Source organism: Candidatus Viridilinea mediisalina, from assembly GCF_002532535.1.
Lineage (GTDB): Bacteria > Chloroflexota > Chloroflexia > Chloroflexales > Chloroflexaceae > Viridilinea > Viridilinea mediisalina.
This window is the reverse complement of sequence record NZ_NQWI01000008.1, coordinates 1-26,306: the sequence shown is the minus strand read 5'-3', so window position 1 is coordinate 26,306 and position 26,306 is coordinate 1. Positions and strand designations below refer to the sequence as shown.

Below are 26,306 nucleotides of genomic sequence, written 5' to 3'. Positions count from 1 at the left end.
AACGCTATGGAACCAATCACAACCATCAATGGCAAAGCGGTCGCTTTGCCCATCGAAAACATTGATACCGACCAGGTCATTCCTGCAAGCTACCTCAAGGTTACCGATAAGGCTGGTTTGGCTGAGGGGCTCTTTCAGGCGTGGCGCTATTTGCCCGACGGCTCGCTCAATCCCGATTTTGCGCTCAACCGACCTGAAGCGTTGGGCGCAACCATTCTGGTAGCAGGGCGCAATTTTGGCTGTGGTAGTTCGCGTGAGCATGCGCCGTGGGCTTTGCAGGGCTACGGCTTTCGCGCTGTGGTTGCACCAGCTTTTGCCGACATCTTTCGCAACAATGCGCTCAAAATTGGGCTGCTGCCGGTGACGATTGATGAAGAGAGCTACCACGAGTTGTTGAGCCATATTGAAGAAGACCCTGCTACCATGATAGAGATTGATCTGCCCAATCAGCGCTTGATCATGCCGGGTGGACGGGCCGTACCCTTTCCCATCGATGGTTTTGCCCGCCACTGTCTTGTCCATGGCGTTGATCAACTCGGCTTCTTGCAGCAGCAGGAGGATGCAATTGCCGCCTTTGAATCACAGCATGCGGTTGCCGTGAATACGTTGCAGCCAAACTAATCCCAAATACACTTGAAGCGTTCGCATTATCAAGAACGCGAAACCGCATTGGGAAACCATGTTCGGCAATCTACAATCTACAATCTACAATCTGAAATGGTATAAGAGGCACCACCATGAACACTCACCACCACAATGGCATTGTCTGGTTCGAGGGGCTTGGCTTCGACATTGGTGCCCGTGTGGCGCTGATGGGTGCGGAGGCGCAGGCAGAGGCGGGCGCGCGGGCGGGCAGTGTGGTTGGCTTTGATGCCAGTGGCCCGCGTGAGGGTGAAGATTTCATTCGGGTACTCGTGCAACCCGATGGGCCTGATGCCAAGATTGTAGCCCTGCCGCCCGCCGCATTGCGCCCTGAAGAGGGTTCCGAGCTTGCTGGCTTGGCGCGGGCTATCTTGGCTGGTCTGGAACAATCGCTTACTCCTAACGGCTTTGCGGCCCTGCTTGCCTGGCTGGCCGGGCCGGAGGGCCAAGCACTTGCCGCCGATCCGAGCATCCGCCGTCAGCGTGTGCAGGTTGGGGGCTTACGTCTACCCGGCTTGACCCTGCCAGAATTGGTGGCCCTGGCCCAAGCGCGGCAGGCCCCATGAGCGTAGTAGAGCCGCCCCAGCGGGGCGGATCTACCGGCTCCGGCTGGCATGAGGCATCAAGATACCTTGGATGTCTCCAGATTGTAATATGTTCGGCAATCTACAATCTACAATCTACAATCTACAATGGTATAAGGAGTCCCCATCATGCTTGAGCTTCCCGCTGGCCCGCTCGTGAGTAGCGCATGGCTGGCTGAGCATCTCGATCATCCTCGGTTGCGCATCGTAGATATGCGCGGCACGGTGCTGCCTCCAACCGCGCCCAAACCGCACTATGCCGCCCGCCACGACGATTATGCTGCCAGCCACATTCCTGGCGCGGTCTATCTCGATTGGACAAGCGATCTGGTTGATCTTGACGATCCCGTACTCGTGCAGGTCGCTCCGCCCACCAAGATCGCCCAGGTCTTGGGCAACTTAGGCATTGGCGATGACACGGTCGTCGTTGCCTACGATGATTGGTTCTCGATGTTTGCCGGGCGGCTGCTCTGGGTGCTGCGCTACTACGGCTTCGAGCACGCCCGCATTCTCAATGGTGGTCTCGTCAAATGGCAGGCCGAAGGCCGCCCCATGAGCAGTGAGCTGCCCAACTACCCCCCGGCCACCTTCACGCCCCGCCCCCAGCCGCACATGCGCAAGAGTGCCGACCAAATCTTGGCTGCCCTTGGGAGCGATCTGGTGCTGATTGATGCGCGCAACGCCAAAGAGTTCCACGGCGAAGAGTCGCGTGCCGCTCGTGGTGGGCATATCCCCGGCGCATACAACGTCTTTTACCAAAGCCTACTCAGCGCCGAAGATCACACCTACGCCAGCCCCGCCGAGCTACAGGCCCGCTTCACCGCAGCCGGAGTACCCCTCAACAACCTCAGCGAGCGCGAAGTGGTCACCTACTGCAACGGCGGCGTCTCAGCCACCCCAGTCGCCATCGCGCTAGAACTCGCCACCGGCCAACGCGCCGCCCTCTACGACGGCTCATGGAATGAGTGGGGCAATGATCCAAGGAAGCCCTTGGAGCAATAGGGGAGGCGGGAATTGTTACGTAATTCATGGCAAACACATGCATCCCGTCGCATGCCAACGGCACCATCATGGCAGCGCATCGGGAGGGCGTAACACCGACATGAGGGCGTAGCAGCGGCCTATGTTTCTCGACGCAACGCGATCCCTGGGGGGCCGCTGCTACGCCCCTACCGGGTTCTTGGGCGGTTACGCAATGGCCATCTCATCCTTCCCGCCATGCGTTTAAGGGCGAAAAGAAAACGTATTCATTGCCGCAAAAAAGCGCAAAAGAACACACAAAAACCGCGATGCCTTCGCCCCTCTCCCACAACGTGGGAGAGGCGGTGCCCTGCCCTTCGACAAGCTCAGGGGCCGCTTGCCGAAGGGGGTAGGGGGTGAGGGCCATCCTGGGCATCCCAAAGCCCTATCGGTCGCTACCGAAGCAAACGTTCTGTCTGCCCTTAAAACCTGGCAGGTGGGGCGCGTGCCGCCACCATGAGGACGTCAACGATCCCACCGCGCCGCACCTGCGAGGTCTCATGGGCCGTTGGCACCTCAGAAACTGTCTGAAAAGCTCGTGGGCATGCGTTGCAGTGCCGGCTTTAGCCGGCTGAAGCCGGCACTCCAACGCCAGTCGTATAGATTTGTTAGCGCGAAAAAGCCTTGGGCTTGATGGGGGCGGCGCGGGGGCTTCGACAGGCTCAGCCACCGCGCCGCTGGCTGAGCCTGTCGAAGCCAAGCGGCGCGGCCCAGAGCTTTTTCGCACTAACATAGATTTTTCAGACAGCCTCTCAGACCTGCCAGGTGTGCGCCGTTGGGTCTGTGGGGCTACGCATGGTGGCTGCACGGCGCCCACCTAGCAGGTCGTTTGTCCGCGTTCCATAAGCAAATCCTGATACTCCACCAACGCCACATCATTCACATGAAGATCACCACCTGCTATAATAGCCCCACAATATTCACCCCAGCCAAAGGAGACCCACATGACCCATCGCTGCTTCTATCCACTCGCCATCGTAGCGCTCTTCGCGCTACTCGTTGTTGGCGCCATGCCCACCCCAGCCACGACGGCCACGGATGCGCCAGCGCCAATGGTAGCCCGAGCGGCAGATACGCCGGTGGGGGGTGTTTTGCCCGTGGTTGAAGCTAGGGGCAACACCACCTGTGTGATCAACGCAGCGGGGCAGTTGTACTGCTGGGGGGGCAATAGTACACTACCTGCCGACCTCGGTACGGTCAGCCATGCCAGCGTCGGTGGGAGTCACACCTGTGCGATCACGGCAGGTGGGGCGCTGCACTGCTGGGGCAACAACTGGCAAGGCCAGACGGACGTGCCTAGCGACCTCGGCGCAGTGAAGCAGGTCAGCGCCGGTGAGAGTTACACCTGTGCGATCACGGCGGGCGGGGCGCTGCACTGCTGGGGCTCCAACCAGTATGGCCCGAGGGACGTGCCTAGCGATCTCGGCACAGTCAGCCAGGTCAGCGCCGGTGACTATCACACCTGTGCTATCACTGAGGGCGGGGCGCTGCGCTGCTGGGGACGTAATACGGATTGGCAAGGCAACGTTACTGGCCAGACGGACGTGCCTAGCGGTCTCGGCACGGTCAGCTAGGTCAGTGCCGGTTGGGCTCACACCTGTGCGCTCACGGCGGGCGGGGCGTTGCACTGCTGGGGCAACAACACGGATCGGCAAGGCAACATTACTGGCCAGACGGACGTGCCGGAAGACCTCGGCCCCGTCAGCCAGGTCAGCGCCGGTGGCGATCACACCTGTGCGCTCACGGCGGGCGGGGTGCTGCACTGCTGGGGCGACAATAGGTCTGGCCAGACGGAGGTGCCTGGCGATCTCGGCACCGTCAGCCAGGTCAGCGCTGGTGGGGTTCACACCTGTGCAATCACGGCGGGCGGGGCGTTGCGCTGCTGGGGCGACAACAGTTCTGGCCAAGCCACCATCCCGCGCAACCCACTCACCATCCAGACGGCCACGATCCACGGGCGTGTCACTGATGCGGCGGGCGCGGGAATCGCCGGGGTGACGCTGGCGGCCCGTGGCCAAACCACTACCACCGATGCGACGGGTAGCTATACGCTCACCAATGTGCCCCAGGGTGCGGTGACGCTGGTGGCCCTGCCGGTGCAGCGTTTTGCGCCGCCGCAGCATGCCTTTGTGCTGACGAGCGATGTGCAGGGTAAGGATTTTGTGCTGGCGAGTGAGTTGGGTGCGCTGGCGGGTCAGGTGCGTGACGAGACGGGCGCGGCGCTACGCGGGGTGCGCGTGGTAGCGCAGTTGCGTCTGGCGGGTGATGAGGAGCGCTGGCTGACGATGGCCTCTGCGCTGAGTGATGCCGAGGGGCGCTACAGTTTTTCCCGTCTGCCGGTGGGTAGCTACCGGGTGAGCTTCTTCGATCCGGCTACTCACCGTAGCCAGTTCTACAACCGCCGCGCTAGTGCGGCCCAAGCCGACCTCGTGGCGGTGGCGAAGGATGCGACGACCAACAATATTGATGCGCTCTTCCAGCGCCCGTTGGCCTCCCGTGCGCTGATCACTGGCAATGGTGCCTCGGTGAGTACCAATCCCTCCACTGGCCAAGTGGCGGTGGGGATGGCCAATCCGCAGCGCCGCGATCTGCAGGTGGAACTGCCGCTCAGTTGCGCCGATGGCACAACGCCGATGACGGCGACGGTCACCTTGGGGAGCGCCAGTTTCCCGATGAGCGAAGCGCCCACCGGCAGTGGCATCTTCAGCACGACGATTCCCGCCGCGCAGGTGGCGACGGGCGCGTTGGCGCTGAGCTACCGTTGCGCCGCTGAGTCCCTGAGTGAGCTGTTGGGCCGCGTGGTGCTCTACGATCCGAGCGGCTTTGTGCGCGATGCGACCACCAACCAGCCGATTGCGGGTGCCGTGGTGCAACTCTTCCAGGTGCCGAGCTATGCGCCCAAGAGCGGGCCGCTCGATACGGCGCCGCTCACCTGTGAGACGCCGGATACGCTGGGCAATCGTACATGGGACGATCTCCCTCCCGCTGATGAGGCGCTTGGTGTGGTCGCCATGCCCGATCCCAACCTGATCGATCCGCAGGTCAACCCGCAGATCACTGGCGCGGATGGCTACTACGGCTGGGACGTGGCCCTGGGCTGCTGGTATGTCACCGTGGAGGCGCCCGGCTACGAGCGGCGCGTCAGCGCTATGGCTGGTGTGCCACCGGAGGTGCTTGATCTGCACATGCACCTTACCCCAATTGCGGGCGCGACGATCCCGACGCTCAACTTCAGCCAGGCGGACTACGCCGTAGCCCACGGTAGCAGCAGCGTCACGGTGGAGGTGCAACTCAGCGCAGCCACGAGCGGCCCGGTGACGGTGCAGTACCGCAGCAGCGGCGCAGACGGCGTAGCCGCCCTGGGAAACCTCAGCTTCGCGGCGGGCGAGACGCGCCAACAGATCAGCATCCCGCTCAACACCAGCCAACTCGCCAGCGCCGAGATCAGCTTCACCCTCAGCCTGAGCAATCCCGTAGGGGCACGTTTGGGTGAACAGGCCAGCAGCACGATCACGCTTGCGGCCTCGAACTACCGCATCAGCGGGCGCATCACCACCAACGCGGGCAATGGCCTCGCCGGGGTCAGCGTCACGGACGGGACACGCACGGCAACAAGTGGCGCCGATGGCAGCTACACCCTTGAGGGCGTCCCAACGGGCAGCTACACGCTCACCCCGACGCTGGACGGGTACCACTTTAGCCCGGCGAGCCGCAGCGTCAGCGTGACGGGCAACCTGAGTGACCAAGACTTCCGTGGGACAAGCGTAAGCGAACCGGCGAGGGTCTTCTTGCCATTGGTACAGCGTTAGCGTTGGGGCTACGCCTTTTTGTGCTGGGTTGGCGGCTACGCTGCCAACCCGGTACAATAAAGGGGGGTCGGGGGCGGCTTTGCCGCCCCCGAAGAAATTTCATTGGTTCGTGTTGGCGGCGCAGCCGCCAACACGAACCAATGAAAAGGAGTAGACCAGATGCTCAACTTACCCTACGGGATCAGCGACTTCTACAAAATTCGCACCGAAGGCTATCACTACATTGACCGCACATCCTGCATTCCGCTAGTCGAAGCGGCTGGGATGCACCTGGTCTTCCTGCGCCCACGGCGCTTCGGCAAGAGCCTCTGGCTCTCGACGCTCGAAAACTACTACGATGTGGCCAAAGCGCCAGCCTTTGAGCAGTTGTTTGGCGATCTGGCGATTGGTCACAATCCGACGCCACGCCGCAACAACTACTTCATTCTACGCTGGGACTTCTCGCTGGTCAGTCCGCAAGGTGAGGTTGAGCAGATTAGCCAAGCGCTGCATGCTCATATGAATGGGGCCATTGAGCTGTTCAGTGTGCGCTACCAAGCCTGGCTGAACCACCCGATTACCTTGCATCCCACCGATGCGCTCCGTTCGTTGCAGTCACTCCTGGCTGCGGTCGCAGACACCCCACAGCGCCTCTATCTGCTGATTGACGAGTATGACAACGGCACTCGATGAGGCCAACCCGCTGGTGATTGATACGCTGGCGCAGAGCTTTGGTGTGGCCGATGTGCTCGATCAGGCCAAAGACGCGACCTTCATGGTCTCGCTGCTCTACTACTTCGGCGTGCTGACCCTCGATGGCTATACCGAGATGGTGCAGTTGCGCTTTCGTGTGCCCAACTTGGTGATACGCAGCCTCTACGCCGAACAGTTACGCACACGGGTCTTGCCGGCCCACGAGCAGCAGACGGCCAGTGCAGCGGCCCAGGCACTCTTCCACCGGGGCGAACTCCAGCCCTTGTGTGAGTTTATCGAAACGACCTACTTCCGCGCACTCGACAACCGCGACTACCGCTGGGCCAACGAACTCACCGTCAAGATGGCCTTCCTAACCCTCCTCTTCAACGACCGGCTCTATGTGGTCGATTCCGAACCGGCCCTTGAGCGCAGTTACGCCGATCTGACCCTGCTGGTACGCCCGGATCTGCGTAGCTCCGCGCTGCAAGACGCCCTGCTAGAGTTCAAATACCTGCCCTTGAGCGAGTTGCGCCTGAGCAGTGAAGCGGCAAAAACCACGCCCCGCGAGGAGTTGGCGGCTCTACCGTTGGTACAGACCCGCCTAGCCGAGGCAACCCAGAAAGCCGAAGCGTACTGCGCCATCCTGCAGAACGTCTATGGGGCCAGCCTGCGCCTACACACCTACGCGATTGTTGCGCTCGGATTTGATCGGCTTGTGTGGGTGAAGTTGTGAGTGGGTAGAATATTTGACGTGAAGCCAAAAATAAGGCTTGGGGAAGCCCTAGATGGCCCTCACCCCCGTCCCCTCTCCCGCCACGCGGGAGAGGGGCGAAGGCAACGCGGTTCATTGCGTGCCTCAGAGTCTGTCTGAAAGGTCTATGGCTTGGCGTTGGAGTGCCGGCTTTAGCCGGCTAAAGCCGGCACTCCAGCGTGTGCCACGTGGTATGGTGATTGCCATGCCACAAACCTCTCTGTGTTCTCTGTGTCTCTGTGGTGAAATTCTCTGTCTCTCTCCAAAAAGCTCGTCTTACCCCCCCCAACATCTCAGTATGCAGATCGCGGATGCGATCACGCGCCGCCTGCGCTACCTTTGTCAGCATCAGGTAGCCAAAGTGGGGGTCTTGATCGAACGACTCGCGCAGATCACGGCAATCCAAGGCCACCAAGCGGCACGCACTATCCGTCCGGGCCCCCGAGGTGGCCACATAAGGCGGCACCAGCGCCGACCAAGCAACCACGGCGCCTGCACTGACCATGCTTACGACCGCTTCGCGCATGGGCGTATCGGGTAATTGTACCGCTGAACGGTTGCCTACCTCCGGTAGCTCCATCGTAATCGCAACCCGCCCATCAACTACCAGATAGAGGCTGTGCAGCGCCTCGCCCTCACGAAAGAGCGTATTCCCGCCCTCAAGTACCACCTCATCCGCTGCCTTGGCCAAGGACGCCAGTTGCTCGGCATTCAACCCGCCAAAAAAGGCATAGCGGCGGAGCAATTCGGGTGAAACCATAGCTTTACTCCAATTCAGCCAACACCGCCGCCACCGCCTGCGGTACCGCCGCAGCTACGGCGGGCGACGGATCACTACTTACTTCAAGAATAGATTGTACCGTAATTGCATAGATAATGATCTCTTCAGGCACGGGCAACGCCAATTGTCGCCCCAACGCCAACGCTATGCCCAAACTGGTATCATGAGGCGACACACTCCGCTCGGTTGTCTGTGGCAGCGCAAGATCATCGAGCCCCAAACGCAACAAGAGCCCCGGCGCTTCATGGGTGCGCCAGAGGGCATCAATCAGAATCACCCGCTCATAGCCCAACATGCGCTCCATCAGCGCCAAGCCACCCAAACTCGCCGTCTCGACCGTCACGTCCGTGCGCGGCCCTTGCTGCTCCAAGAGCGCCTGAATCTCATCAGCCACTAAGATGCCCACCGCATCGTCGCTGAGAATGGGGTTGCCTAAGCCTAAGATGAGCGTGTGCATAGTGTCTCTTTTTGGTATTGTGTGGGGGTTCGGGGGCGGCTTCGCCGCCCCCGAAGAACTTTGTTAGCGCGAAGAAGCCTTGGGCTCGTAGGGATGTGTCGCGTTGGCTGAGCCTGTCGAAGCCACCGCGAGGTTGGCTTCGACAGGCTGGCTTCGACAGGCTCAGCCAGCGGCGCGTTGGCTGAGCCTGTCGAAGCCACCGCGAGGTTGGCTTCGACAGGCTCAGCCAACGTCGTGGCCCAGAACTTTTTCGTGCTAACAAGCTTCTTTAGGGCGTAGCCCCAAAGAAGCTTTAACAATACTGACTCAATGTCTGCAACTCCTCCCCTGCCGCATCGCGGATGACCACCTCTAGGGGCATTTGCCCTGGCAGCGCATGGGTCGCGCAGCCGAAGCAGGGATCGTAAGCGCGGAAACCCATCTCGATGCGATTTAAGAGCCCTTCGGTCACGACGGTGCCTTTGCTGATCAGGCTCTGGGCGGCCTTCTTCACCGACATGGCAATTGGTGCGTAGTTGTTGGTGGTGCCGACAATCAGGTTTACCCGCGTCAGGATGCCATTTTCGTCCGTCCAGTAGTGGTGCGTAAGCGTGCCCCGTGGTGCTTCTACACTTGCTGCGCCCTCACGCGGCAGGTTGCTCACCGGCGTGCGCACATGGGGGCTTGTAATCTCTGGGTCGGTGGCCAACTCAAGCATGCGTTCTGCCGCATAGAGCAACTCGATCAGGCGTGCCCAGTGGGTGGCTAGGCGGTAATGCACCGGCTTGTAGCGCCCATTGGCCCCCTTCGTACTCAGGGTTGTGTAGAACTGCTCGAAAAACTCCTGCGCCCGTGGCGTGGCCATGCCGTCAGCGGCGTTCAGGCGCGATAGGGGCGTTGCCACATAGACGCCACTCTGCTTGCCGTCTACAAAGCCGTTCCAGCCCACCCCCTTGAGATAAGGGAACTTGAGGTAGGTCCACGGCTCGCTCCGCTCGGCAATGTGCTTGGCGTAATCGCGCGGGTGGTACTTGACAAACTCGTTGCCCTCTGGGTCAACCACGCGAATCATGCCATCGTAGAAGTTGACATAATTATTAGCGTCCACCGTGCCCATCGAGTAGGTGTTATGGGTAAAGGTATCGGCCAGAATGAGCTCGCGGTAGGCTGGATTGCCCAGCACAACATCCTCAAAGAGCTTGAGGCTAAAGAGCGCAAACTCCACATTCTTACGCGCTACCTCTTCCACATGAGCGCGATCCTCCGGGGCCAATGGCTTACTCCAACCGCCGGGCAAGCCGGCTACAGGATGCACGCCCCGGCCCCCAATTAGCTTAATGATCTCATGGTTGCGGATGCGCGCATCAATCACTGCACGCCCAATCTCTAGGCCAACTTTCCGCACCACCCCCAGAATATTGCGCTCGGCAGGGGGCGCATCAGGGCCAAGCACAAAATCGGGCCCAGCCAAAGCGTAGAAGTGGGTCGTATGGTCGGTGACATAGAACGAGGAGTAGAAGAGTTCGCGCAGCTTCTTTGCCGCCGCCGGCGGCTCAACATTGAAGAGCGCATCCAAGGTCTTGGTGGCCGCCATGTGGTGCGCCTCGGGGCAGACCCCGCAGATGCGCGAGGTAATGCGCGGCATCTCCTCCGCTGGACGCCCCACACAAAACTGCTCAAACCCGCGTAGCTCCGGCACGATGAAGTAGGCATTCGCCACATCGCCCTCATCGTTCAAAAAGATCTCAATCCGTCCGTGGCCCTCCAAGCGGGTCACCGGATCAATGGTGATGCGTTGCATTGGCTTTTTCTCACTTTTGTTCTTGTGGGAGAACCATGTTCTCCCACACCCGCTTCGCGGAAGAACCGACATTCAGGAACTTTGCGCCTTTGCGCCTTTGCGTCAAGAATCATCCGTCAACGGTCTTTGCGCGCCCCATAATCGAATGGGCCATGCTGAAGCGATAGAAGGTGCCCACGGGATCAGCGAGGGTGGCCATGGCCTCTTCAATCGCTGCGGCCTGGGCCGCCTCCTCCATGCCGGGCGGCCCAGCCGAGACCACTGAGGCTATCGCGGAGAGCATGCGTGCTCCTTGATCCTGGCCGGCCAGTGGGCCGTAGCAGCCTTCGCAGCGCATGCCCACTTGCGGGCAGAGCGCCCCACAGCCGCCGCGTGTGGCGGGGCCCATACAGACCAAGCCCTGTTCCAAGAGGCAGAGTCCTGGTTCGGGGCTGATCTCGTAGGGCCGGTAGAAGCGCGTGATCTGCTTGACATCCTTGGTCAGTGGGCACTCTTCGCACAGCGCCACATCGGCGGCACCGAGGATGGTTCCGCCCGGCGCAGGGAGCTGTGCTCCACTCAGGATGGCCGTTAAGACCGCCGAGATCTGGTGCGCTTCGGGCGGGCACCCCGGAATGATGTAGTCCACTGGCACCACCTGATCGAGCGCCCGCACCGTCTCGTACATCACCGGAATCCGCAACTCGCCTTCAGGCACTTGGCTCACCACCTGGGGTTGCTGGTAGCGCGTCGTATCATTCGAGATGCAGTCGTCATAGACGGCGTTGAAGGTCGCTTGGTTTGTGGTCAAATTGGCCAAACCGGGCACACAGCCCTCATAGGCGCACGAACCAAAGGCGACCAACGTCTTCGATTTGCGCCGCAACAGGTGCGCCAACTCCTCATTCTCGGAGTTGCGAATGCCCCCGTTAAAGAGGCAGAGATCAATATAGTCATCGGGATAGTTTTCAACATCGTGGTACTTAAAATCAGCCACACAGGGCCAAAAGACCACATCAAAGGCGGCATCTACAGCAAGAATCTGCTCACCAATATTGAGCAGCGAAATCTCACAGCCGCCGCACGACGCGGCCCAGTACATTGCAAAGGTGGGTTTTGCCATTGGGTTACCTCCAATTTAGGGGATGCGGGATGCGTTCAGGTAGAGAGTCATGGAGGATTTCACCACAGAGGCACAGAGGACACAGAGATACGAGCTAGGCGCAATCACGCTTGCTTGCGCTCACTATCCCAAAACCTCTGTGCTCTCGGTGCCTCTGTGGTAAACATCTCTGTAGCTCTGCTTGTTGATCTTGTTAGGCTGCTCGCTCCAAAAACTCTATTCCTAGCGCCCCACCGCCTCCTCCATCATCGCCTCCTGCGCCAACACCCTACGCTTCCAGGCCAAAGGCCCCAGCGCCCGCAGCTCCTCCGTGATGCGATCCACCGCACTGGCGAGATGCTTACCCTCGGAGGCCGAGGCCCAGACCAACTGCACCCGCTCGCGTTCGATCCCAAGCTGCCCCAGCATCATGCGGAGCAGCGTAAAGCGGCGCAGCGCCTTGAGATTGCCCTCAACATAGTGACATTCACCCGGATGGCACCCGGCAATCATCACCCCATCGGCCCCCTCGCGCAGCGCCTTCAAGACAAACTCCGGCTCAATGCGCGCCGTACACATCACGCGAATCGGGCGCAACGTGGGTGCATACTGAATCCGCGCCGTCCCCGCCAAATCCGCCGCCCGGTAGGAACACCAGTTGCACAAGAAGCCTACGATTACGGGCTTGAAATCTGTTTGCATGGCAATATCCTTGATGACACCAAATACGTTGTTAGTGCGAAAAAGCTCTGGGCCGCGCCGCTTGGCTTCGACAGGCTCAGCCAGCGGCGTGGTGGTGCGTTGGCTGAGCTTGTCGAAGCCCCGCAGCGGCGTGGTGGTGCGTTAGCTGAGCTTGTCGAAGCCCCGCAGCGGCGTGGTGGTGCGTTGGTTGAGCTTGTCGAAGCCCCGCAGCGGCGTGGTGGTGCGTTGGCTGAGCTTGTCGAAGCCGCAGCGGCGACACCCCCTGGATGCCGACTAACGTCGGCACTACGACGGTAAAACTGACTACATCCGCTCCAACCAGACCACCTCACGCGCATCCTCGCTCTGATCCCAGAGGATGCCCTCAATCTGGGCCATCATCTGGTCGCGGGTGAAGTGCGCCCCGTTGATCGCGGCGCTCGGACAGGCAGCAACACATGCGCCGCAGCCTTGGCAGAGTGCCGTAATCACTTCGGAGATCTTGCTCTCCTCGTGGAAGACGATGGCGTTATAGGGGCACATGGTGTTACAGATGCGGCAACCGGAACATGCCGCGCCGTTGATCGAAGCCCGTACCGGCTCCATCTTCACACTGCGCTGATTGATCAGACTCGCCACCCGTGCCGCCGCCGCCGAACCCTGGGCTACCGCTTCAGGGATGGCCTTCGGCCCTTGGCACGCTCCGGCAATCATGATCCCCTCGGTCATCGTTACCACCGGATCGAGCTTCGCGTGGCGCTCGGTAAACCAACCCTCAAAGTCACAACCGAGCCCAAAGGTATTCGCCACCTGACGGGCATCGTGGCGCGCCTCCATGCCCGCCATGAGGATCACCATGTCCACCGGGATGCGTCGCTGCTTGCCAATCAGCGTATCCTCCACCTGGATAATCAACTGACCCTCTTCGCCCGGCCCGCGCGCCGCGTCGGTCACCTCAGCCACGCGTCCACGAATCAGATGTGTGCCCTCCTCTAGCACGCGGTGGTAAAACTCCTCATAGTGCTTGCCAGCAGCCCGCACATCAATGTAGAAGTTGTAGACCTCCGCGCCCGGTACGCGCTCATGCACCAGGTGGGCAAACTTGAGTGCCACCATACAACAGGCCCGCGAACAATACTCGTTGTAGTTCTTGTCGCGTGAGCCAACACAATGCACAATCCCAATCCGTTTAGGCGCCGTTACGCCGTCACGCATCACCACCTGGCCCGCCGTAGGGCCAGAGGCATTGACCATGCGCTCAAACTCCATGCTGGTAAAGACATTGGCCAAGCGCCCGTAGCCATACTGCGAGACGCGCCGCGCATCAAACTGCTCATAGCCGGTCGCCAGGATAATATTGCCCACCTCAAGTTGTACCCACGCATCCTTTTGGTCAAAGGCAATCGCCTCGGTCGGGCAGACCACCTCGCAGGCGCGGCATTTCCCGCGTTGGAAATAGGTACAGTTGTCGGTATCAATCACCGGGTACTTGGGCACCGCCTGGGGGAAGTTGCGGTAGACCGCATTGCGGTAGCCGAGGCCCACTTCAAAATTCTGATCCACAATACTCACCGGACACTTCTCGATACAGGCTGCACAGCCGGTACACAGATCCGGATCAATGAAACGGGCCTTCTTGCGTACCCGCACATTGAAGTTGCCCACATAGCCATGCACCGCCTCCACCTCGCTCCAGGTCATGAGCGTAATATTGGGGTGATGCTCCACATCCACCATCTTGGGCGTCAAAATACAGGCTGCACAATCGAGCGTCGGGAAGGTCTTATCAAGGCGCGCCATATGGCCACCAATGGAGGAGTCGCGTTCCACCAAAAAGACATGGTGGCCCGCATTGGCCAACTCCAAGGCAGCGGTCAGCCCGGCGATACCGCCTCCAACCACGAGCGTATTGGGATTAATATCTACAAAGAGCGGCTCTAGGGGGCGCTGATGCACCGTGCGCTCAATCGCACCCTTGACCTGGGCCAATGCCTTGCGCGTCGCCGCCTCACGATCATCGGTCGCCCACGAACCCAACTCGCGGATATTGGCCATCTCGAAGAGGTAGGGGTTCAAACCGGCCCGCTGACAGGTCGTGCGGAAGGTCTTCTCGTGCATATGGGGCGAACATGCCGCCACCACCACGCGAGTCAAACCCAACTCCTTAATATCCTCCTCCACCATACCCTGGCCCAAATTGGAACACATAAACTTATAGTCACGCGCAACCGCCACATGCTCCTGGCCAGCGGCCCATTCCGCCACCTGCTCGACCGCGATGGTACGGGCAATATTGTGGCCACAGTGGCACACATAGACCCCCACGCGCTCACCTTGTTGCTCGCTGTTACTCATCGCTGCTCCTCCTGGGGCATCTGAGGCATCGGCAGACTCTTGTCGTTGCGGCGGCGCCGTTTGGTCGGCACCGGCTCGGCTTCAGGCGGCGGGGCCACGCCCAACTTTGCCAAGGCTGGACGGGCATTGATCAACTCCTTCCCAATCCCCACCGCCTCCGGCGTAAGCCCAAAGGCCAAACCCATCAACTGGGTAAAGAAGAGGACGGGAATCTGATAGTTGGTACCAAAGCGCTCATTGACCGCCTCTTGGAAGGCGTCGAGGTTGAGTTGGCACATCGGGCAGAGGGTGACAATCATGTCGGCCTCATAATCGGCGGCATTCTTCAGCAAGCGCCGGATGAGATCAAGGGCAACATCGGCACTAATCTGGGTCATATGGCCACCGCAGCAATGGGCCTTGAGTGGGAAATCAACCACCTTTGCGCCGAGGGCACGCAGTAACTTATCGAGCGAGGTGGGATACTCACCATCATCAAAGCGCCCCTCAAAGCCGGGGCGCACCACCAGGCAGCCATAGTAGGGTGCCAGGCGCAACGCGCCCAACGTACGCGTCACCTGGGCGGCAATGCGCTCATAGCCAACATCATTGACCATCACATCCAGCAGGTGGCGCACGCGCAGACTACCCGCCTGATAGCTCAAACCGCCCGCTTCGAGCGCACTATTGACCTTAATTGTCAACGCTTCATCTTCACCCAGGTAGCGATTAACCTTACTCAGATTCAGGAAACAAGCACTACAGGGGGCGACAAGATCGGGCTTTTTGGCAACAGAACCATTCTGAAGCGGAATCATCTGTTGGGCGGCCAAAGCCAAATTGCGGCCCACCAGCGCATAGGCTTGCAAACGGTTTACCGCAATAAACTCAGTTGCGCCACAACAATTCCAATCCTGAATCTCATCAAACTGCAAACCCAATGGCCGCGCCACCGCCATCAACGAACTGTGATACGCTCCCGCATTGCGCTCCAATGAACAACCTGGGTAGTAACCGTAACTCATGAACCCTCCTCCTTGAGCGCTCGACCCAAAAACAGTATGCGAACACGCGCCGGTCGGCCCGTGCCGCCAGCTTTTCCCACTCGATCTAATCATCTCAGAGGCTGTCTGAAAAACCTATGAACTGGTGTTGGTGTGCCGGCTTCAGCCGACTAAAGCCAAAACTCCAGCGTGTGTCACATCGCAAAGACGAACGCACCCACCCGCCGCTACTTCACCGCATCAAGTTCAGCCGCACGCGCCAGAATCGCCTTCAACTGGCCAATCTGGGTAATCTTATGCGGCGTCAAATCGAGCCGTTTCCGGCGTAACAGCCCCAGCCCGAGCGGCGCGATCTTCATCGCATCGAGGGGGCGATGGCGCAAATAGTAGCGCGTCATCAAGCCCAGCTCAAAGCTGCGCCCATAGCGCTCCACATGCTCCATAAACGTCTTCGCAAAACCAGGAGCACGCGACGCCTTAGCATCCTCAAAGTGCCCTTCACGAATGGCCAAACGCTTCAGCGTATACATCACATCGGTGATGTGGACATCCTGTGGACAACGCTCCATGCAGTAGTAGCACGACACACAATACCACGGTGCATTACTACGCAACACCCGTTCACGCATACCCGCCGTAATCATCGCAAAGAGCGCACGCGGCGTATGATCCATATCCGCTCCCGACGGACATGACCCCCCACACGTGCCACACTGCATACATGCTTCCAAATGGGGATCGCCCGGCGTCTCTGCGATCACTTCGCGTAGAAACGACGGGGCTCCGGCTTGCAACGCAGACTTAGCCATGCGCTTCTCCTCGCTGAGAGCATAAAACTATTTGGTTGATATTTAGATGTTATGGGTTGTGGATAGTACCGACTATAACCGTTGTGACTGCAAATGTCACGGGGATAAACCACAACTTAAGACAACTTTTTGTTAACTGTACCCGGTGGGGTTTACGTATGGGCTTACGCCCGCGCCGCTGGCTGAGCTTGTCGAAGCCAAGCGGCGCGGCCCAGAACTTTTTCGCGCTAAGACATGGTTTCAGAAACGGCCTTTCAGCTTTACAGTTGGAGTGCCGACTTTAGTCGGCATCCCATGGCAATCTACGACCCCAGCCGACTAAAGTCGGCACTCCATCGGAGACCAAACTGTAAAGTAACTATGAACCATGTCTAACAAAAAAATCTTCGGGGGAGGCGAAGCCTCCCCCGAACTCCCACCGTATGGGGCGGCTTCGCCGCCAAACAGCAACAAAAAAATCATGCCCGGACAAACAGACCATCAATCGCATCAGCAAGCTGGCGCAGCGTGGTGACCTCATGCATAGCATCACAGAGCGGCGCATAGGCATAGATGTCGCTGCTCAATGAGCCAGGATCGTAGACGCCCCACTTCCAGCGCTCTTCGGTCGCAAACCAGACCACCCGCCGGGCGCGGGCGCGAATCTGCTCGAACGCGGCTAACCCTGGATCGTTATCATTGTTGCGTCCATCACCCAAGACAATCACCGTTGTACGCTGATCCACACAACTCAAGTGATCACGGCAAAACTCACGTAGCGCCTGCCCCAAATCGGTTGAATAGCTGCGCGTCGGGTGAATTTGCTCCAAAATCTGATTGATTGCTACCTCTGGTCGTGCCTCGTTAAAATAGATGCTAATGTCATACAAATGGTCAATAAAGGCAAACGAACGGGTACGACTAAGCTGATCATGGAGCGAATAGATCAACAAGAGCATAAAGGACATCACCTGCTGGGTCGAGACACTACGGTCACAAAAGATCACCAGCTTGGGTTTGAGGTGGCGCTTGCGGTGGCGCAGTACCATCGGAATCCCCCCAAAGCGCTGATTGGTGCGAATCGTCGTCTTGGCATCAAGGGTGCCGGTACGTCCACGTCGTTGGCGCAGGGCCAGGCGTGTACGCAGCCGTGCCACCAAGCGAGCCACAATCTTGCGAAGATCCTCCAGATCGCGCTCATCAATGCGATCAAAGGGCAGATCGAGCAAGGCACCCTCCGAGCGCGAGCGCATGCGCGCATGCCCCTCCTCACGGGCCTGCTCGGCCATCTGCTCGCCCACCGCTTGGGCAATCTGGGCTGCCAGGGCCGCCTGATTGGCCCGGGCCGCTTCGGCCAGCGCCTGGAGCGTCTGCTCATCAACGCCCTGTTCGCGCAACTGGGCCAACAGCTCGCGTAGCGCCCGCTCAAGTTGCCGAAAGTTCAACTCGCGCAACGCCTGGCGCGCCATCCAGTCACGGTAGCGCGGATTGCTCACATGGGGCGGCAGAATCGAACCCATAATGCGATCCAAATCCCGCTGCGTCAACGCTTGCCCTAGCAGCATGGCTCGCCACAAACACGCCAACTCCGTCGAGAGTTGAGCCACCTGCTGCTCCATCTGCTGCATCAATTGCTGAAGCTGTGCATTGCTCAACTGGCCTCCAGCGGGTGGCAACAGTGGCGGCGGTGTCTCTTTGCCAAAATAGAGCGGAAAGAGTTCCTGAAACGTCGCATGATCCTTAACATCCTTGATCAGACTCGTCTGCATAGCGAGGGCAAAAAAACGGCGCTCAACTACCCCGGCCTGCTCGATGGCCCGCATAGCATCCGCCGCCTCCGCCGGGCTCACCCGAACGCCCGAAGCTCGCAACGCAGCAACAAATTCGGTGATTCTTCGATCCAAGCTTGCTACTCCTTCTGGCTCAGAGCCCGTTTGGCCCGCTGCAGATCGCTCTCGTGCTTCAACAGGACATTTAAGGTTGTCTCTAAGGTCTGCTTATCAATCTGGCTGCTGTTCAACGCTACCAATGCGCGTGCCCAATCGAGCGTTTCACTCACACTCGGATGCTTGCGGAGATCCATCGTGCGTAGCCGCTGCACCAACGTAACCGCCTCATGCGCTAATCGCTCAGTCAGACCCGGCACCTTCAACTGAATCACGCGCAATTCAGCCTCCAGATCGGGATAGTCAATGTGAATGTAGAGACAACGCCGCTTTAACGCTTCACTCAGTTCACGGGTATTATTCGAGGTCAACACCACCATCGGCTGATGTTTGGCCTTCAATGTTCCCAACTCTGGCACACTCACCTGAAAATCGCTCAACACCTCCAGTAGAAATGCCTCAAACTCCGCATCAGCCCGATCAATCTCATCAATCAACAAGACCACCGGCTGTTCACTGGTAATCGCCTGCAACAATGGGCGTGGCAGCAAAAAGCGCTCGGAAAAGAAGACATCCTCTTCACCCGCCAAGCGATCCGCCGCTTCGCGCAGCGACTTAACATCACCCAGCAGATCACTCAGTTTATCGCGCAACAACTGGGTATAGAGTAACTGCTTGGCATACTCCCACTCATAGAGCGCCTTGGTCTCATCAAGCCCTTCATAGCACTGGAGGCGAATCAAGCTGTAGCCCGTTGCCCCGGCCCAGCCCTTGGCCAACTCCGTCTTGCCCACCCCGGCTGGCCCTTCAGCCAACAAAGGTTTCCCCAATTTGTTTGCCAAAAAGATGGCTGTGCTGATCTCATCCGAAGCGATATACTGCTGTGTCGCTAGGAGATCACGAACATCGTTGATGGCGTTGAGCATGCGTGGCTACTGCCTTTCTCTCTGCTACAAAATGGCTAAAAGCGACTCTAAGGGCGCAAGAGGCGAGGTGTGCGCCGAGCAGATCGCTCATCGCTCCCTCGCCTCAAAGGTTGATTTCTGGTTTACTATTGATCAGTATAACATGCTCTGAGTCTATTTGTGGTATGCTTGTGGCACTATAGTGTATAAAACGTGATGCAATTGTGATTTTTGTCGCACGCGCCATCCCATAGTGCCCAAGAATGGACCCTTTGGGGATGGTTCGTGGTGGCTTTACAGCTTGCGAGGACGCGAAGATGCGTGAGGCGAAGCCCTCGCCTCTGTGCTTCACGCATCCTCAACTATTCCTTATGGCTATCTCATCCTACACCGCCGTCCTCTTTGACCTTGATGGCACCCTTACCGATCCCTATACCGGCATTAGCCGCACTTTTCTCCACACACTCAGCACACTCGGTCAACCTTTGCCCGATGAGGCGACCCTGCGTGCATGGATCGGCCCGCCGCTGCACCATACCTTTCGTGACCACCTCAACGACGAAGCCCTCGCCGCCGAAGCGGTACGTGTCTACCGTGAACGCTATGCACGCCTGGGCATGTATGAGAATCAGGTCTACCCCGGCATCCCTGAACTGCTCACACGCCTCCGCAGTGCCGGTGTTACCCTCTATGTTGCCACCTCAAAACTGATTGGCCCGGCCCAAGGCATCCTCGATCATTTTGCCCTCAGCCCCTTCTTTCAGGGGGTTGTCGGTGCCACCCCCGATGAGCGCCTCAGTACCAAGAGCGAAGTGATTGCTGCGGTTCTTACTATGCTCAACCCCGCCGCCCGTAGCAACTGCGTACTCGTTGGCGATACCACCTACGACATTGAGGGTGCCCGTGCCTGCAATATCCCCTGCATAGCCGTGAGCTATGGCTACGGTACCCTGAGCGATCTGCAAGCCGCGCAACCCCTCGCTATTGCCCATTCGGTGGAAGAGTTGGGGAGCTTTTTGTTTGATACCCCCCCCACGCTATAGCCCAAGACACTACGAACTACCTTCCACGCGCCCCTGAATAAACTCCAGAATCGCTTGGTAGTTCGTGGCATCGCAAGCGACCAACATCGTTGGCAACGGCCCACTGTTGAGCGTAATCACCCGCTGGTTTGCATTAACACTGAAGTTGCTCACATCACGCCATGCCAGAGCTTGACTTTGGCGCGCAGCAGCCAGCATGCCCGCACCCGCTTCCGTTGGTCGTCCTGACATCATCAGCAAGGTATTGACCACCCGGTTGGTCTTGGCTGTGCGCCCCGCTGTGGTGGCCGTGATCCCGTACTCGTCAATGGAATAGTGGTAGTCGTAGCCGCCCTGGTAGATGACGAGCAGCACAATGGTAAGCAGCACCCCAAAGATGCCGATCATCAAACCCATGACCCCCAGGACGCTCATCATCACCTCTGGATCGGGGGGCCATTCCAAAATGAGGAGGAAAAGGCCGAGGCAGAGGATGGGCAAGCCAAAGACAAATAGCGTTTGGAGTAGCATAACCCGGTTGCGTAATAGTGAGATACGTGCCGTCCATTCAAAGATCGGTTGTGCCGCTGGTCTATCTCTATCAGGTGATGTAGATTGCATGGTAATGACCCCAATGCTGATCCTCATGGCCAAGCGCCCGAGCCCTGGCCAAACCAAGACACGCCTCTGCCCGCCTCTGACCCCTGAGCAGGCTGCTCGGCTCTATGCCGGTATGCTGCGCGATAGTATCGCGTTGATCCAACAGGTTCCCGCAGTACAACCGGCTATCGCGGTGAGCCCTGATGATGCTGAGGGCTATTTTGCTGATCTCGCCCCCGATCTACGCCTGCTGCGCCAGGGTTCCGGCGATCTCGCCCAACGCCTCGCCTATGTCACTGCAACCGCTTTTGCCTATGGCGCACCTGCCGTTGCGGTGATGAGTAGCGATACGCCCATGCTGCCCCTGGCCTATCTGCAGCAAGCTTTTGCCGCGCTTACAACCCACGAGCTTGTCCTTGGCCCCTGTGACGACGGTGGCTACTACCTTGCCGCCCTGCGTCGCCCTGCGCCTAGCATCTTCACCAGTGTCACCATGAGTACACCCCATGTCCTGCGCGACACCATGGCTGAAGCGCAACGTCTGGGCCTGAGCGTCAGCCTGTTGCCCTCCTGCTACGACATTGATACCCCCGCCGACCTTGCGCGCCTCGCTGCCGACCCCGTGCCACTGCTGCATACACGGGCTGCCCTGCGGAGTGATGCGTGAGGCAAAGAGGCGAAGAGGCGAGAGCTTCGCGCCCTCGCGCCCTCGCGTCCTCGCGTCCTCGCGCCCTCGCGTCCTCGCGCCCTCGCGTCCGCTACACCACCACGGTCTCTTGGTAGACCCCAAAGACCTCACGCAGCACGTCGCACATTTCGCCAACGGTGCAATAGGCGCGCACACAGTTCAAGATGGCGGGCATGGTGTTCTCATCACTCTGAGCCACGGCCCGTAGCTCGGCGAGGCGCTGCTGGGCCAAGGGGTTGTCGCGTTCGCGCCGTACCCGCTCGAGACGCTCAAGCTGCTTGCGCTCGCCCTCTGGATCCATCGCCAACAGCGGAATATTCAACGGATCTTTGACCGTATAGGCATTCACGCCGATCACTTCACGCTCACCGCCATCAATCTCCTGCTGGTAGCGATAGGCCGCATCGGCCAACTCCCTCTGGAAATAGCCGTTACGGATGGCCGCAATCACCCCGCCCTGGTCGTAGATCGCCTTGAAGTAGGCGTTAGCCTCACGCTCCATGCGGTCGGTCAGGGCCTCAACGAAGTAGCTGCCCCCCAGCGGGTCTACCGTATTGGTGACGCCACTCTCGGCAGCGATGATCTGCTGGGTGCGTAGCGCAATCGTCACCGCCTTTTCACTCGGCAGGGCTAGCGCCTCGTCCATCGAGTTGGTGTGCAGCGATTGGGTACCGCCCAACACCGCTGCCAAAGCCTGGATCGCCGTGCGGACAATATTCACCTCGGGCTGCTGGGCGGTCAACGAGCAGCCTGCCGTCTGCGTATGGAAACGCAGCCACCACGAGCGTTCCTGCTTGGCCCCATAGGTTTCACGCATCAGCCGGGCCCAAATGCGGCGGGCCGCACGGTATTTGGCAATCTCCTCGAAGAAGTCGTTATGGGCATTGAAGAAGAAGGAGATGCGTGGGGCAAAATCGTCCACATTGAGCCCACGGGCAATGCATGCCTCCACGTAGGCCCGCCCATCGGCGAGGGTAAAGGCCAACTCTTGGGCCGCCGTCGCGCCCGCCTCGCGGATGTGGTAGCCACTGACACTCACCGGATTCCACTGAGGTACGTGTTGGCTCCCAAACTCAATCGTATCCACCACCAGGCGCATGCTCGGCTCAGGCGGAAAGATATACTCATTCTGCGCGATATACTCCTTCAGAATGTCATTCTGAGTAGTGCCGCGCAGCTTTGTCCAGGGCACCCCGCGCTGCTCGGCGACCACCAGATACATGGCCCAGATCATCGCTGCGGGTGAATTGATCGTCATCGAGGTCGAGATCTGATCAAGGGGCAAGCCCTCCAGCAAGACCTCCATATCGGCCAGTGAGGCAACGGCCACGCCGCATTTGCCAAACTCCCCCTCAACCAAAGGATGATCGGTATCACGCCCATAGAGCGTCGGCATATCAAACGCAATTGACAGCCCAGTCTGACCCTGGCTCAACAGATACCGAAAGCGCGCATTGGTCTCTTCGGCAGTACCAAAGCCCGCGAACATACGCATCGTCCAGACTTTGCCACGATAGCCCGTGGGATGCACCCCACGAGTGTAGGGATACTCACCGGGATGGGCAATATCGCGCAGATAGTCGTGGTCGGTCAGATCAAGCGGCGTATAGATCCGCTCAATCGGCGCACTACTCGTAGTCATAAAGCGGCCATCGCGCTCCGGGCTACGCTCCAAGCTTGGCCAGAGCGCCTGCTGCTGCCAGCGCTCATGCGCCGCCGCGATCTGCTCTTTGGAGTTGAACATCCTTGTTCTCCTGTTCCTCTGCTCCCCTGTTCCTCTGCTCCCCTGTTCTCCTGTTCCTCTGCTCCCCTGTTCCCCTGTTCCCCTGTTCCGCTGTTCCTCTGCTCCCCTGTTCCGCTGTTCCTCTGCTCCCCTGTTCCCCTGCTCTCCTGTTCTCCTGTTCCTCTGCTCCCCTGTTCTCCTGTTCCCCTGTTCCTCTGCTCCCCTGCTCCCCTGCTCTCCTGTTCCCCTGTTCCCCTGTTCCCCTGTTCCCCTGTTCCTCATTGTAGCACACGCCCTTGTGGTGCAAGGCTCCGTGCCAGTGCGACGGCGCGAACCTCGCGGGTACCAACAGCACGCAGCGCATTGGCGCAGGCGATGAGGGTCGCACCAGTGGTTAGCACATCATCTACTAGGAGCACGCGGGCGGGCGGGGGGCGCGGCGCTTGCCAAACGAAGGCACCAGCCACATTACTCTGGCGCTCCTTTTGGCCCAACTGCGCCTGATGGCCCGTCTCGCGGGCACGCACCAAACCTTCTGCGCGTACCGGCAGGTGCCAACGCCAAGCCAAACGACGGGCCAAAACCTCAGCCTGATTGAAGCCACGCTCGGCCAAGCGGCGCGGATGCAGCGGCACCGGAATCAGCGCCTCACCAGGGGGCGCAGTGAGACCATCGGCCAACGCATCGGCCAACGCCAGCGCCACCCGCTGCTGACGCTGATACTTGAGGGCGTGAATGGCATGACGCACCTCACGATCATAGAGCCAGGCGACGCTCATCGCATCAAGGCCCACCGGAGTTGGAGCCAGCGGATACGGTTCGAGACGACTGCGACAAGGCTTACAGATCAACCCCCCAGCCCAGCCGCAGATCACACACTGCTCGGGAAAGATCAGCCCAAAGATCGCCTCGAGTTGCCAAGTCAATTGTGTCAACATTGTAGAGTCTCCTTGTTGGGCAGGGCTATCGCCCTACAACCCACTGTTGGGGCTACGCCCCAAACACCCTTTTCTCTTCCCATTTGGCGGCTTGGCCGCCAAATGGGAAGAGAAAAATTCTGTTAGCGTGAAAAAGTTCTGGGCCGCGACGTTGGCTGAGCCTGTCGAAGCCAACGTCGCGGTGGCTTCGACAAGCTCAGCCACCGCGACGCCCCTCTACGAGCCCAGGGCTTCTTCGCGCTAACAAATAGTCCCCCTACTTATATACCGCTCGAAGTGCCAAAAAGATACGCTATGGGATGATTTCAGGACACGTTACCGTTTGGAGACATTCAGCGCACCCTTATGCCGCACACCTATTTCCTATTTCCTCGTTTCTATATCCTTCCCTAGAAGTGGTATAATCCAAAGACGCAAGGCGTGTTACTGCAAGGATGCCCTATGCCCTTTGGTGCCCATATGTCCATTTCTGGCGGCGTCTCGAAGGCGTTTGCCCGTGGCCAACAGGTCAACTGTGAGGTCATGCAGATTTTCTGCAAAAATGAACGCCAATGGAAGGGTAAGCCCTTGCTGTCCGAAGAAGTCGCCAAGTTCAAAGCCGAACAAGCGCGCACCGGCATTGGCCCCGTGGTGGTGCATGATTCCTATCTGATCAACATGGCTGCGCCTGCCGATGAGCTGTGGGAGAAGTCTATTGCCGCTTTTTGCGATGAATTGGAGCGCTGTGCGCTCCTTGACGTGCCCTACCTCGTGACCCATCCGGGTGCCCATACGGGGAGCGGCGAGGAGGCGGGGTTAGAACGGGAAGCGGTTGCGCTCAGGCGTATCTTTGAGGCTGGGGTTGGTGCCCCAGTGATGGTACTGCTTGAAACAACCGCCGGGCAGGGTAGTAGCCTCGGTCACCGTTTTGAACAGCTTGCACGCCTCTTTGAGTTGGTGCCCCACCACGACCGCATGGGGGTCTGTGTGGATACCTGCCATATCTTTGCGGCTGGTTATGATCTGCGCACGCCTGAAACCTATGCGGCAACCTTTGAAGCGTTTGATCGCACGCTTGGGCTTGAACGCATCAAGTGTTTCCACCTCAACGACTCGCAAAAAGCTCTGGGTAGTCGGGTTGATCGCCATGCCCACATTGGGCAGGGCGAAATTGGCCTTGAGGCTTTCGCCCTCTTGGTGAATGATCCGCGTTTCAAGCATGTTCCAATGATTATTGAGACGCCCAAAGAAAAAGAGCTGCTTGAGGATATTGAGAATCTCTCGTTGTTACGATCGCTGGTGAAGTAGGAGATTGTTATGGTACAAAAGCTCTTCTGGTTTGGTGCAGTGGCCGCAGCGGGCTACGCTGCGTGGCGCTTTCTGCGCCGGCAGAACGAGGTGTTCGACCCGCCGGCCCACACCGCACCCCAACGTCTGCCTCCAAGTCGCACGTATACGCCAACTACACCGGCAGCCCCGGCAGCCCCGGCAGCCCCCACGGCTGGCAGTGAAGCAAGTGGCAGTGGGCCACGCCGCGTCGCTACCCGTGTCCATCGGGGCGCCCCGCCTGCCATGCAGTCGCGTGGCCCTGCAAAGCCGACACGCGCCCCCGCTGCCCCAACAGAACCCGCTGCCCCCGCCGAGCCCGTGGCCGAGGCAGCCCCCCCAGAGACCCCGGTCGCCGCAGCGCCCACCGAGGAGCCGGTGGCTGAGGTGCCTGCTGACGAGGCGCCGGTGGCTGAGGTAATCACCGAGGAGCCGGTGGCTGAGGTGCCTGCTGACGAGGCGCCGGTGGCCGAAGTGCCCGCCGAGCCCGTGGCTGAAGTCCTTGCCGAGGAAGCAACGCAAGCAACGCATAGCATGGTCAACCTCAACACGGCCAACGAGGATGAACTGCTAACCCTGCCCGGCATCGGTTCGACCTTAGCGCGGCGCATCCTCGCCTTCCGCGAGCAGAACGGCCCCTTTGACAACCTCGACCAACTTGGGGCAGTGCAGGGCATCAATGCACGCAACATCGAAGAACTGCGTGAGCTGGTGACGTTGTAAGGGAAGCGGATGTTGTTGATTACCCCGTTGCTTTGCTTCCATGAGAGGCCGTAGGTAGTGCCGACGTTAGTCGGCTTCCCATCGCTGCCAAAGACCTCAGCCGACTAACGTCGGCACTACGATGCCCGC

Annotated in this window: 25 protein-coding genes and 1 pseudogene; 13 read left to right on the top strand and 13 right to left on the bottom strand. The window is 59.4% G+C overall.

Annotation, left to right across the window (positions count from 1 at the left end):
• Window positions 1-6 precede the first annotated feature (6 nt).
• The 8 genes and pseudogenes from leuD to CJ255_RS24050 all read left to right on the top strand — a co-directional run bounded on the left by leuD (window position 7) and on the right by CJ255_RS24050 (window position 7,463).
• Entirely contained in the window at window positions 7-621 is a 615-nt protein-coding gene (gene leuD / locus CJ255_RS03040; protein ID WP_097642628.1) for a 3-isopropylmalate dehydratase small subunit, read from the top strand.
• A 116-nt stretch (window positions 622-737) separates the two neighbouring features.
• Complete coding sequence (locus CJ255_RS03035) at window positions 738-1,208, top strand: hypothetical protein (protein WP_097642627.1); 471 nt, start codon at window positions 738-740, stop codon at window positions 1,206-1,208.
• 147 nt (window positions 1,209-1,355) lie between these two features.
• Window positions 1,356-2,228: a sulfurtransferase gene (locus tag CJ255_RS03030; RefSeq protein WP_245863149.1), complete on the top strand. Its 873-nt coding sequence runs from the start codon at window positions 1,356-1,358 to the stop codon at window positions 2,226-2,228.
• Between the two features lie 962 nt (window positions 2,229-3,190).
• A complete protein-coding gene (locus CJ255_RS03025) occupies window positions 3,191-3,820 on the top strand; it encodes an RCC1 domain-containing protein (RefSeq protein WP_097642625.1) in 630 nt (209 codons plus the stop codon).
• A gap of 12 nt (window positions 3,821-3,832) precedes the next feature.
• Window positions 3,833-4,606 (top strand): annotated as a pseudogene (locus CJ255_RS24620) (carboxypeptidase regulatory-like domain-containing protein); the annotation flags it as partial.
• A 204-nt stretch (window positions 4,607-4,810) separates the two neighbouring features.
• Window positions 4,811-6,055, top strand: coding sequence for a carboxypeptidase regulatory-like domain-containing protein (locus CJ255_RS24765; RefSeq protein WP_320410727.1), 1,245 nt, complete (start codon window positions 4,811-4,813; stop codon window positions 6,053-6,055).
• Between the two features lie 159 nt (window positions 6,056-6,214).
• Window positions 6,215-6,727 (top strand): AAA family ATPase, encoded by a 513-nt coding sequence (locus CJ255_RS24055; RefSeq protein WP_217352391.1) that lies wholly within the window; start codon window positions 6,215-6,217, stop codon window positions 6,725-6,727.
• The gene (locus CJ255_RS24050; protein WP_217352390.1) at window positions 6,708-7,463 is read left to right on the top strand and encodes a hypothetical protein; all 756 of its coding nucleotides are present in this window, start codon (window positions 6,708-6,710) and stop codon (window positions 7,461-7,463) included. Before CJ255_RS24055 ends, CJ255_RS24050 begins: the two co-directional genes overlap by 20 nt.
• Before the next feature lie 178 nt (window positions 7,464-7,641).
• On the opposite strand, the gene CJ255_RS03010 is transcribed toward CJ255_RS24050, so the two are convergent.
• From CJ255_RS03010 to CJ255_RS02990, 5 genes are all read right to left on the bottom strand, one after another.
• Window positions 7,642-8,241, bottom strand: coding sequence for a cyclic nucleotide-binding domain-containing protein (locus tag CJ255_RS03010; RefSeq protein ID WP_097642623.1), 600 nt, complete (start codon window positions 8,239-8,241; stop codon window positions 7,642-7,644).
• Between the two features lie 4 nt (window positions 8,242-8,245).
• Window positions 8,246-8,719 carry a hydrogenase maturation protease gene (locus CJ255_RS03005; protein ID WP_097642622.1) on the bottom strand — a complete coding sequence of 158 codons (474 nt, stop codon included), beginning with the start codon at window positions 8,717-8,719 and terminating at the stop codon, window positions 8,246-8,248.
• A gap of 292 nt (window positions 8,720-9,011) precedes the next feature.
• On the bottom strand, window positions 9,012-10,499 hold the full coding sequence (locus CJ255_RS03000) for a Ni/Fe hydrogenase subunit alpha (RefSeq protein WP_097642621.1): 1,488 nt from the start codon (window positions 10,497-10,499) through the stop codon (window positions 9,012-9,014).
• 109 nt (window positions 10,500-10,608) lie between these two features.
• The gene (locus CJ255_RS02995; protein WP_097642620.1) at window positions 10,609-11,601 is read right to left on the bottom strand and encodes an NADH-quinone oxidoreductase subunit B family protein; all 993 of its coding nucleotides are present in this window, start codon (window positions 11,599-11,601) and stop codon (window positions 10,609-10,611) included.
• A 222-nt stretch (window positions 11,602-11,823) separates the two neighbouring features.
• On the bottom strand, window positions 11,824-12,282 hold the full coding sequence (locus CJ255_RS02990; protein ID WP_097642619.1) for a hydrogenase iron-sulfur subunit: 459 nt from the start codon (window positions 12,280-12,282) through the stop codon (window positions 11,824-11,826).
• Here CJ255_RS02990 and CJ255_RS02985 point away from each other — a divergent pair.
• The gene (locus tag CJ255_RS02985; RefSeq protein ID WP_097642618.1) at window positions 12,277-12,579 is read left to right on the top strand and encodes a hypothetical protein; all 303 of its coding nucleotides are present in this window, start codon (window positions 12,277-12,279) and stop codon (window positions 12,577-12,579) included. The genes CJ255_RS02990 and CJ255_RS02985 overlap by 6 nt on opposite strands.
• 6 nt (window positions 12,580-12,585) lie before the next feature.
• On the opposite strand, the gene CJ255_RS02980 is transcribed toward CJ255_RS02985, so the two are convergent.
• The 5 genes from CJ255_RS02980 to CJ255_RS02960 form a co-directional block, all read right to left on the bottom strand.
• Window positions 12,586-14,616 carry a CoB--CoM heterodisulfide reductase iron-sulfur subunit A family protein gene (locus tag CJ255_RS02980; RefSeq protein WP_097642617.1) on the bottom strand — a complete coding sequence of 677 codons (2,031 nt, stop codon included), beginning with the start codon at window positions 14,614-14,616 and terminating at the stop codon, window positions 12,586-12,588.
• Window positions 14,613-15,620 (bottom strand): CoB--CoM heterodisulfide reductase iron-sulfur subunit B family protein, encoded by a 1,008-nt coding sequence (locus CJ255_RS02975; protein ID WP_165774539.1) that lies wholly within the window; start codon window positions 15,618-15,620, stop codon window positions 14,613-14,615. The genes CJ255_RS02980 and CJ255_RS02975 overlap by 4 nt, the downstream gene beginning before the upstream one ends.
• Window positions 15,621-15,826: 206 nt before the next feature.
• Complete coding sequence (locus CJ255_RS02970; RefSeq protein WP_097642615.1) at window positions 15,827-16,408, bottom strand: 4Fe-4S dicluster domain-containing protein; 582 nt, start codon at window positions 16,406-16,408, stop codon at window positions 15,827-15,829.
• A gap of 458 nt (window positions 16,409-16,866) precedes the next feature.
• Window positions 16,867-18,291, bottom strand: a complete 1,425-nt coding sequence (locus tag CJ255_RS02965; RefSeq protein WP_097642614.1) for a VWA domain-containing protein — start codon at window positions 18,289-18,291, stop codon at window positions 16,867-16,869.
• A 5-nt stretch (window positions 18,292-18,296) separates the two neighbouring features.
• A complete protein-coding gene (locus CJ255_RS02960) occupies window positions 18,297-19,199 on the bottom strand; it encodes an AAA family ATPase (protein ID WP_165774538.1) in 903 nt (300 codons plus the stop codon).
• Window positions 19,200-19,549: 350 nt separating this feature from the next.
• Here CJ255_RS02960 and CJ255_RS02955 point away from each other — a divergent pair, with 350 nt between their 5' ends.
• Complete coding sequence (locus CJ255_RS02955) at window positions 19,550-20,221, top strand: HAD hydrolase-like protein (RefSeq protein ID WP_097642613.1); 672 nt, start codon at window positions 19,550-19,552, stop codon at window positions 20,219-20,221.
• Between the two features lie 9 nt (window positions 20,222-20,230).
• On the opposite strand, the gene CJ255_RS02950 is transcribed toward CJ255_RS02955, so the two are convergent.
• The gene (locus tag CJ255_RS02950) at window positions 20,231-20,731 is read right to left on the bottom strand and encodes a hypothetical protein (RefSeq protein WP_097642612.1); all 501 of its coding nucleotides are present in this window, start codon (window positions 20,729-20,731) and stop codon (window positions 20,231-20,233) included.
• Between the two features lie 88 nt (window positions 20,732-20,819).
• Between CJ255_RS02950 and CJ255_RS02945 the strand changes: the two genes are divergently transcribed.
• Window positions 20,820-21,467 (top strand): TIGR04282 family arsenosugar biosynthesis glycosyltransferase, encoded by a 648-nt coding sequence (locus tag CJ255_RS02945; RefSeq protein ID WP_097642611.1) that lies wholly within the window; start codon window positions 20,820-20,822, stop codon window positions 21,465-21,467.
• A gap of 91 nt (window positions 21,468-21,558) precedes the next feature.
• Here the strand turns inward: CJ255_RS02945 and CJ255_RS02940 are convergent, their stop codons facing one another.
• Window positions 21,559-23,232 (bottom strand): methylmalonyl-CoA mutase family protein, encoded by a 1,674-nt coding sequence (locus CJ255_RS02940; protein ID WP_097642610.1) that lies wholly within the window; start codon window positions 23,230-23,232, stop codon window positions 21,559-21,561.
• Window positions 23,233-23,489: 257 nt separating this feature from the next.
• Complete coding sequence (locus CJ255_RS02935; RefSeq protein WP_097642609.1) at window positions 23,490-24,149, bottom strand: ComF family protein; 660 nt, start codon at window positions 24,147-24,149, stop codon at window positions 23,490-23,492.
• A gap of 441 nt (window positions 24,150-24,590) precedes the next feature.
• Here CJ255_RS02935 and CJ255_RS02930 point away from each other — a divergent pair, with 441 nt between their 5' ends.
• Together CJ255_RS02930 and CJ255_RS02925 are read left to right on the top strand one after the other, a co-directional pair.
• Window positions 24,591-25,436, top strand: a complete 846-nt coding sequence (locus CJ255_RS02930) for a deoxyribonuclease IV (RefSeq protein ID WP_097642608.1) — start codon at window positions 24,591-24,593, stop codon at window positions 25,434-25,436.
• A 9-nt stretch (window positions 25,437-25,445) separates the two neighbouring features.
• Window positions 25,446-26,177 (top strand): ComEA family DNA-binding protein, encoded by a 732-nt coding sequence (locus tag CJ255_RS02925; RefSeq protein WP_097642607.1) that lies wholly within the window; start codon window positions 25,446-25,448, stop codon window positions 26,175-26,177.
• Window positions 26,178-26,306: the final 129 nt, after the last annotated feature.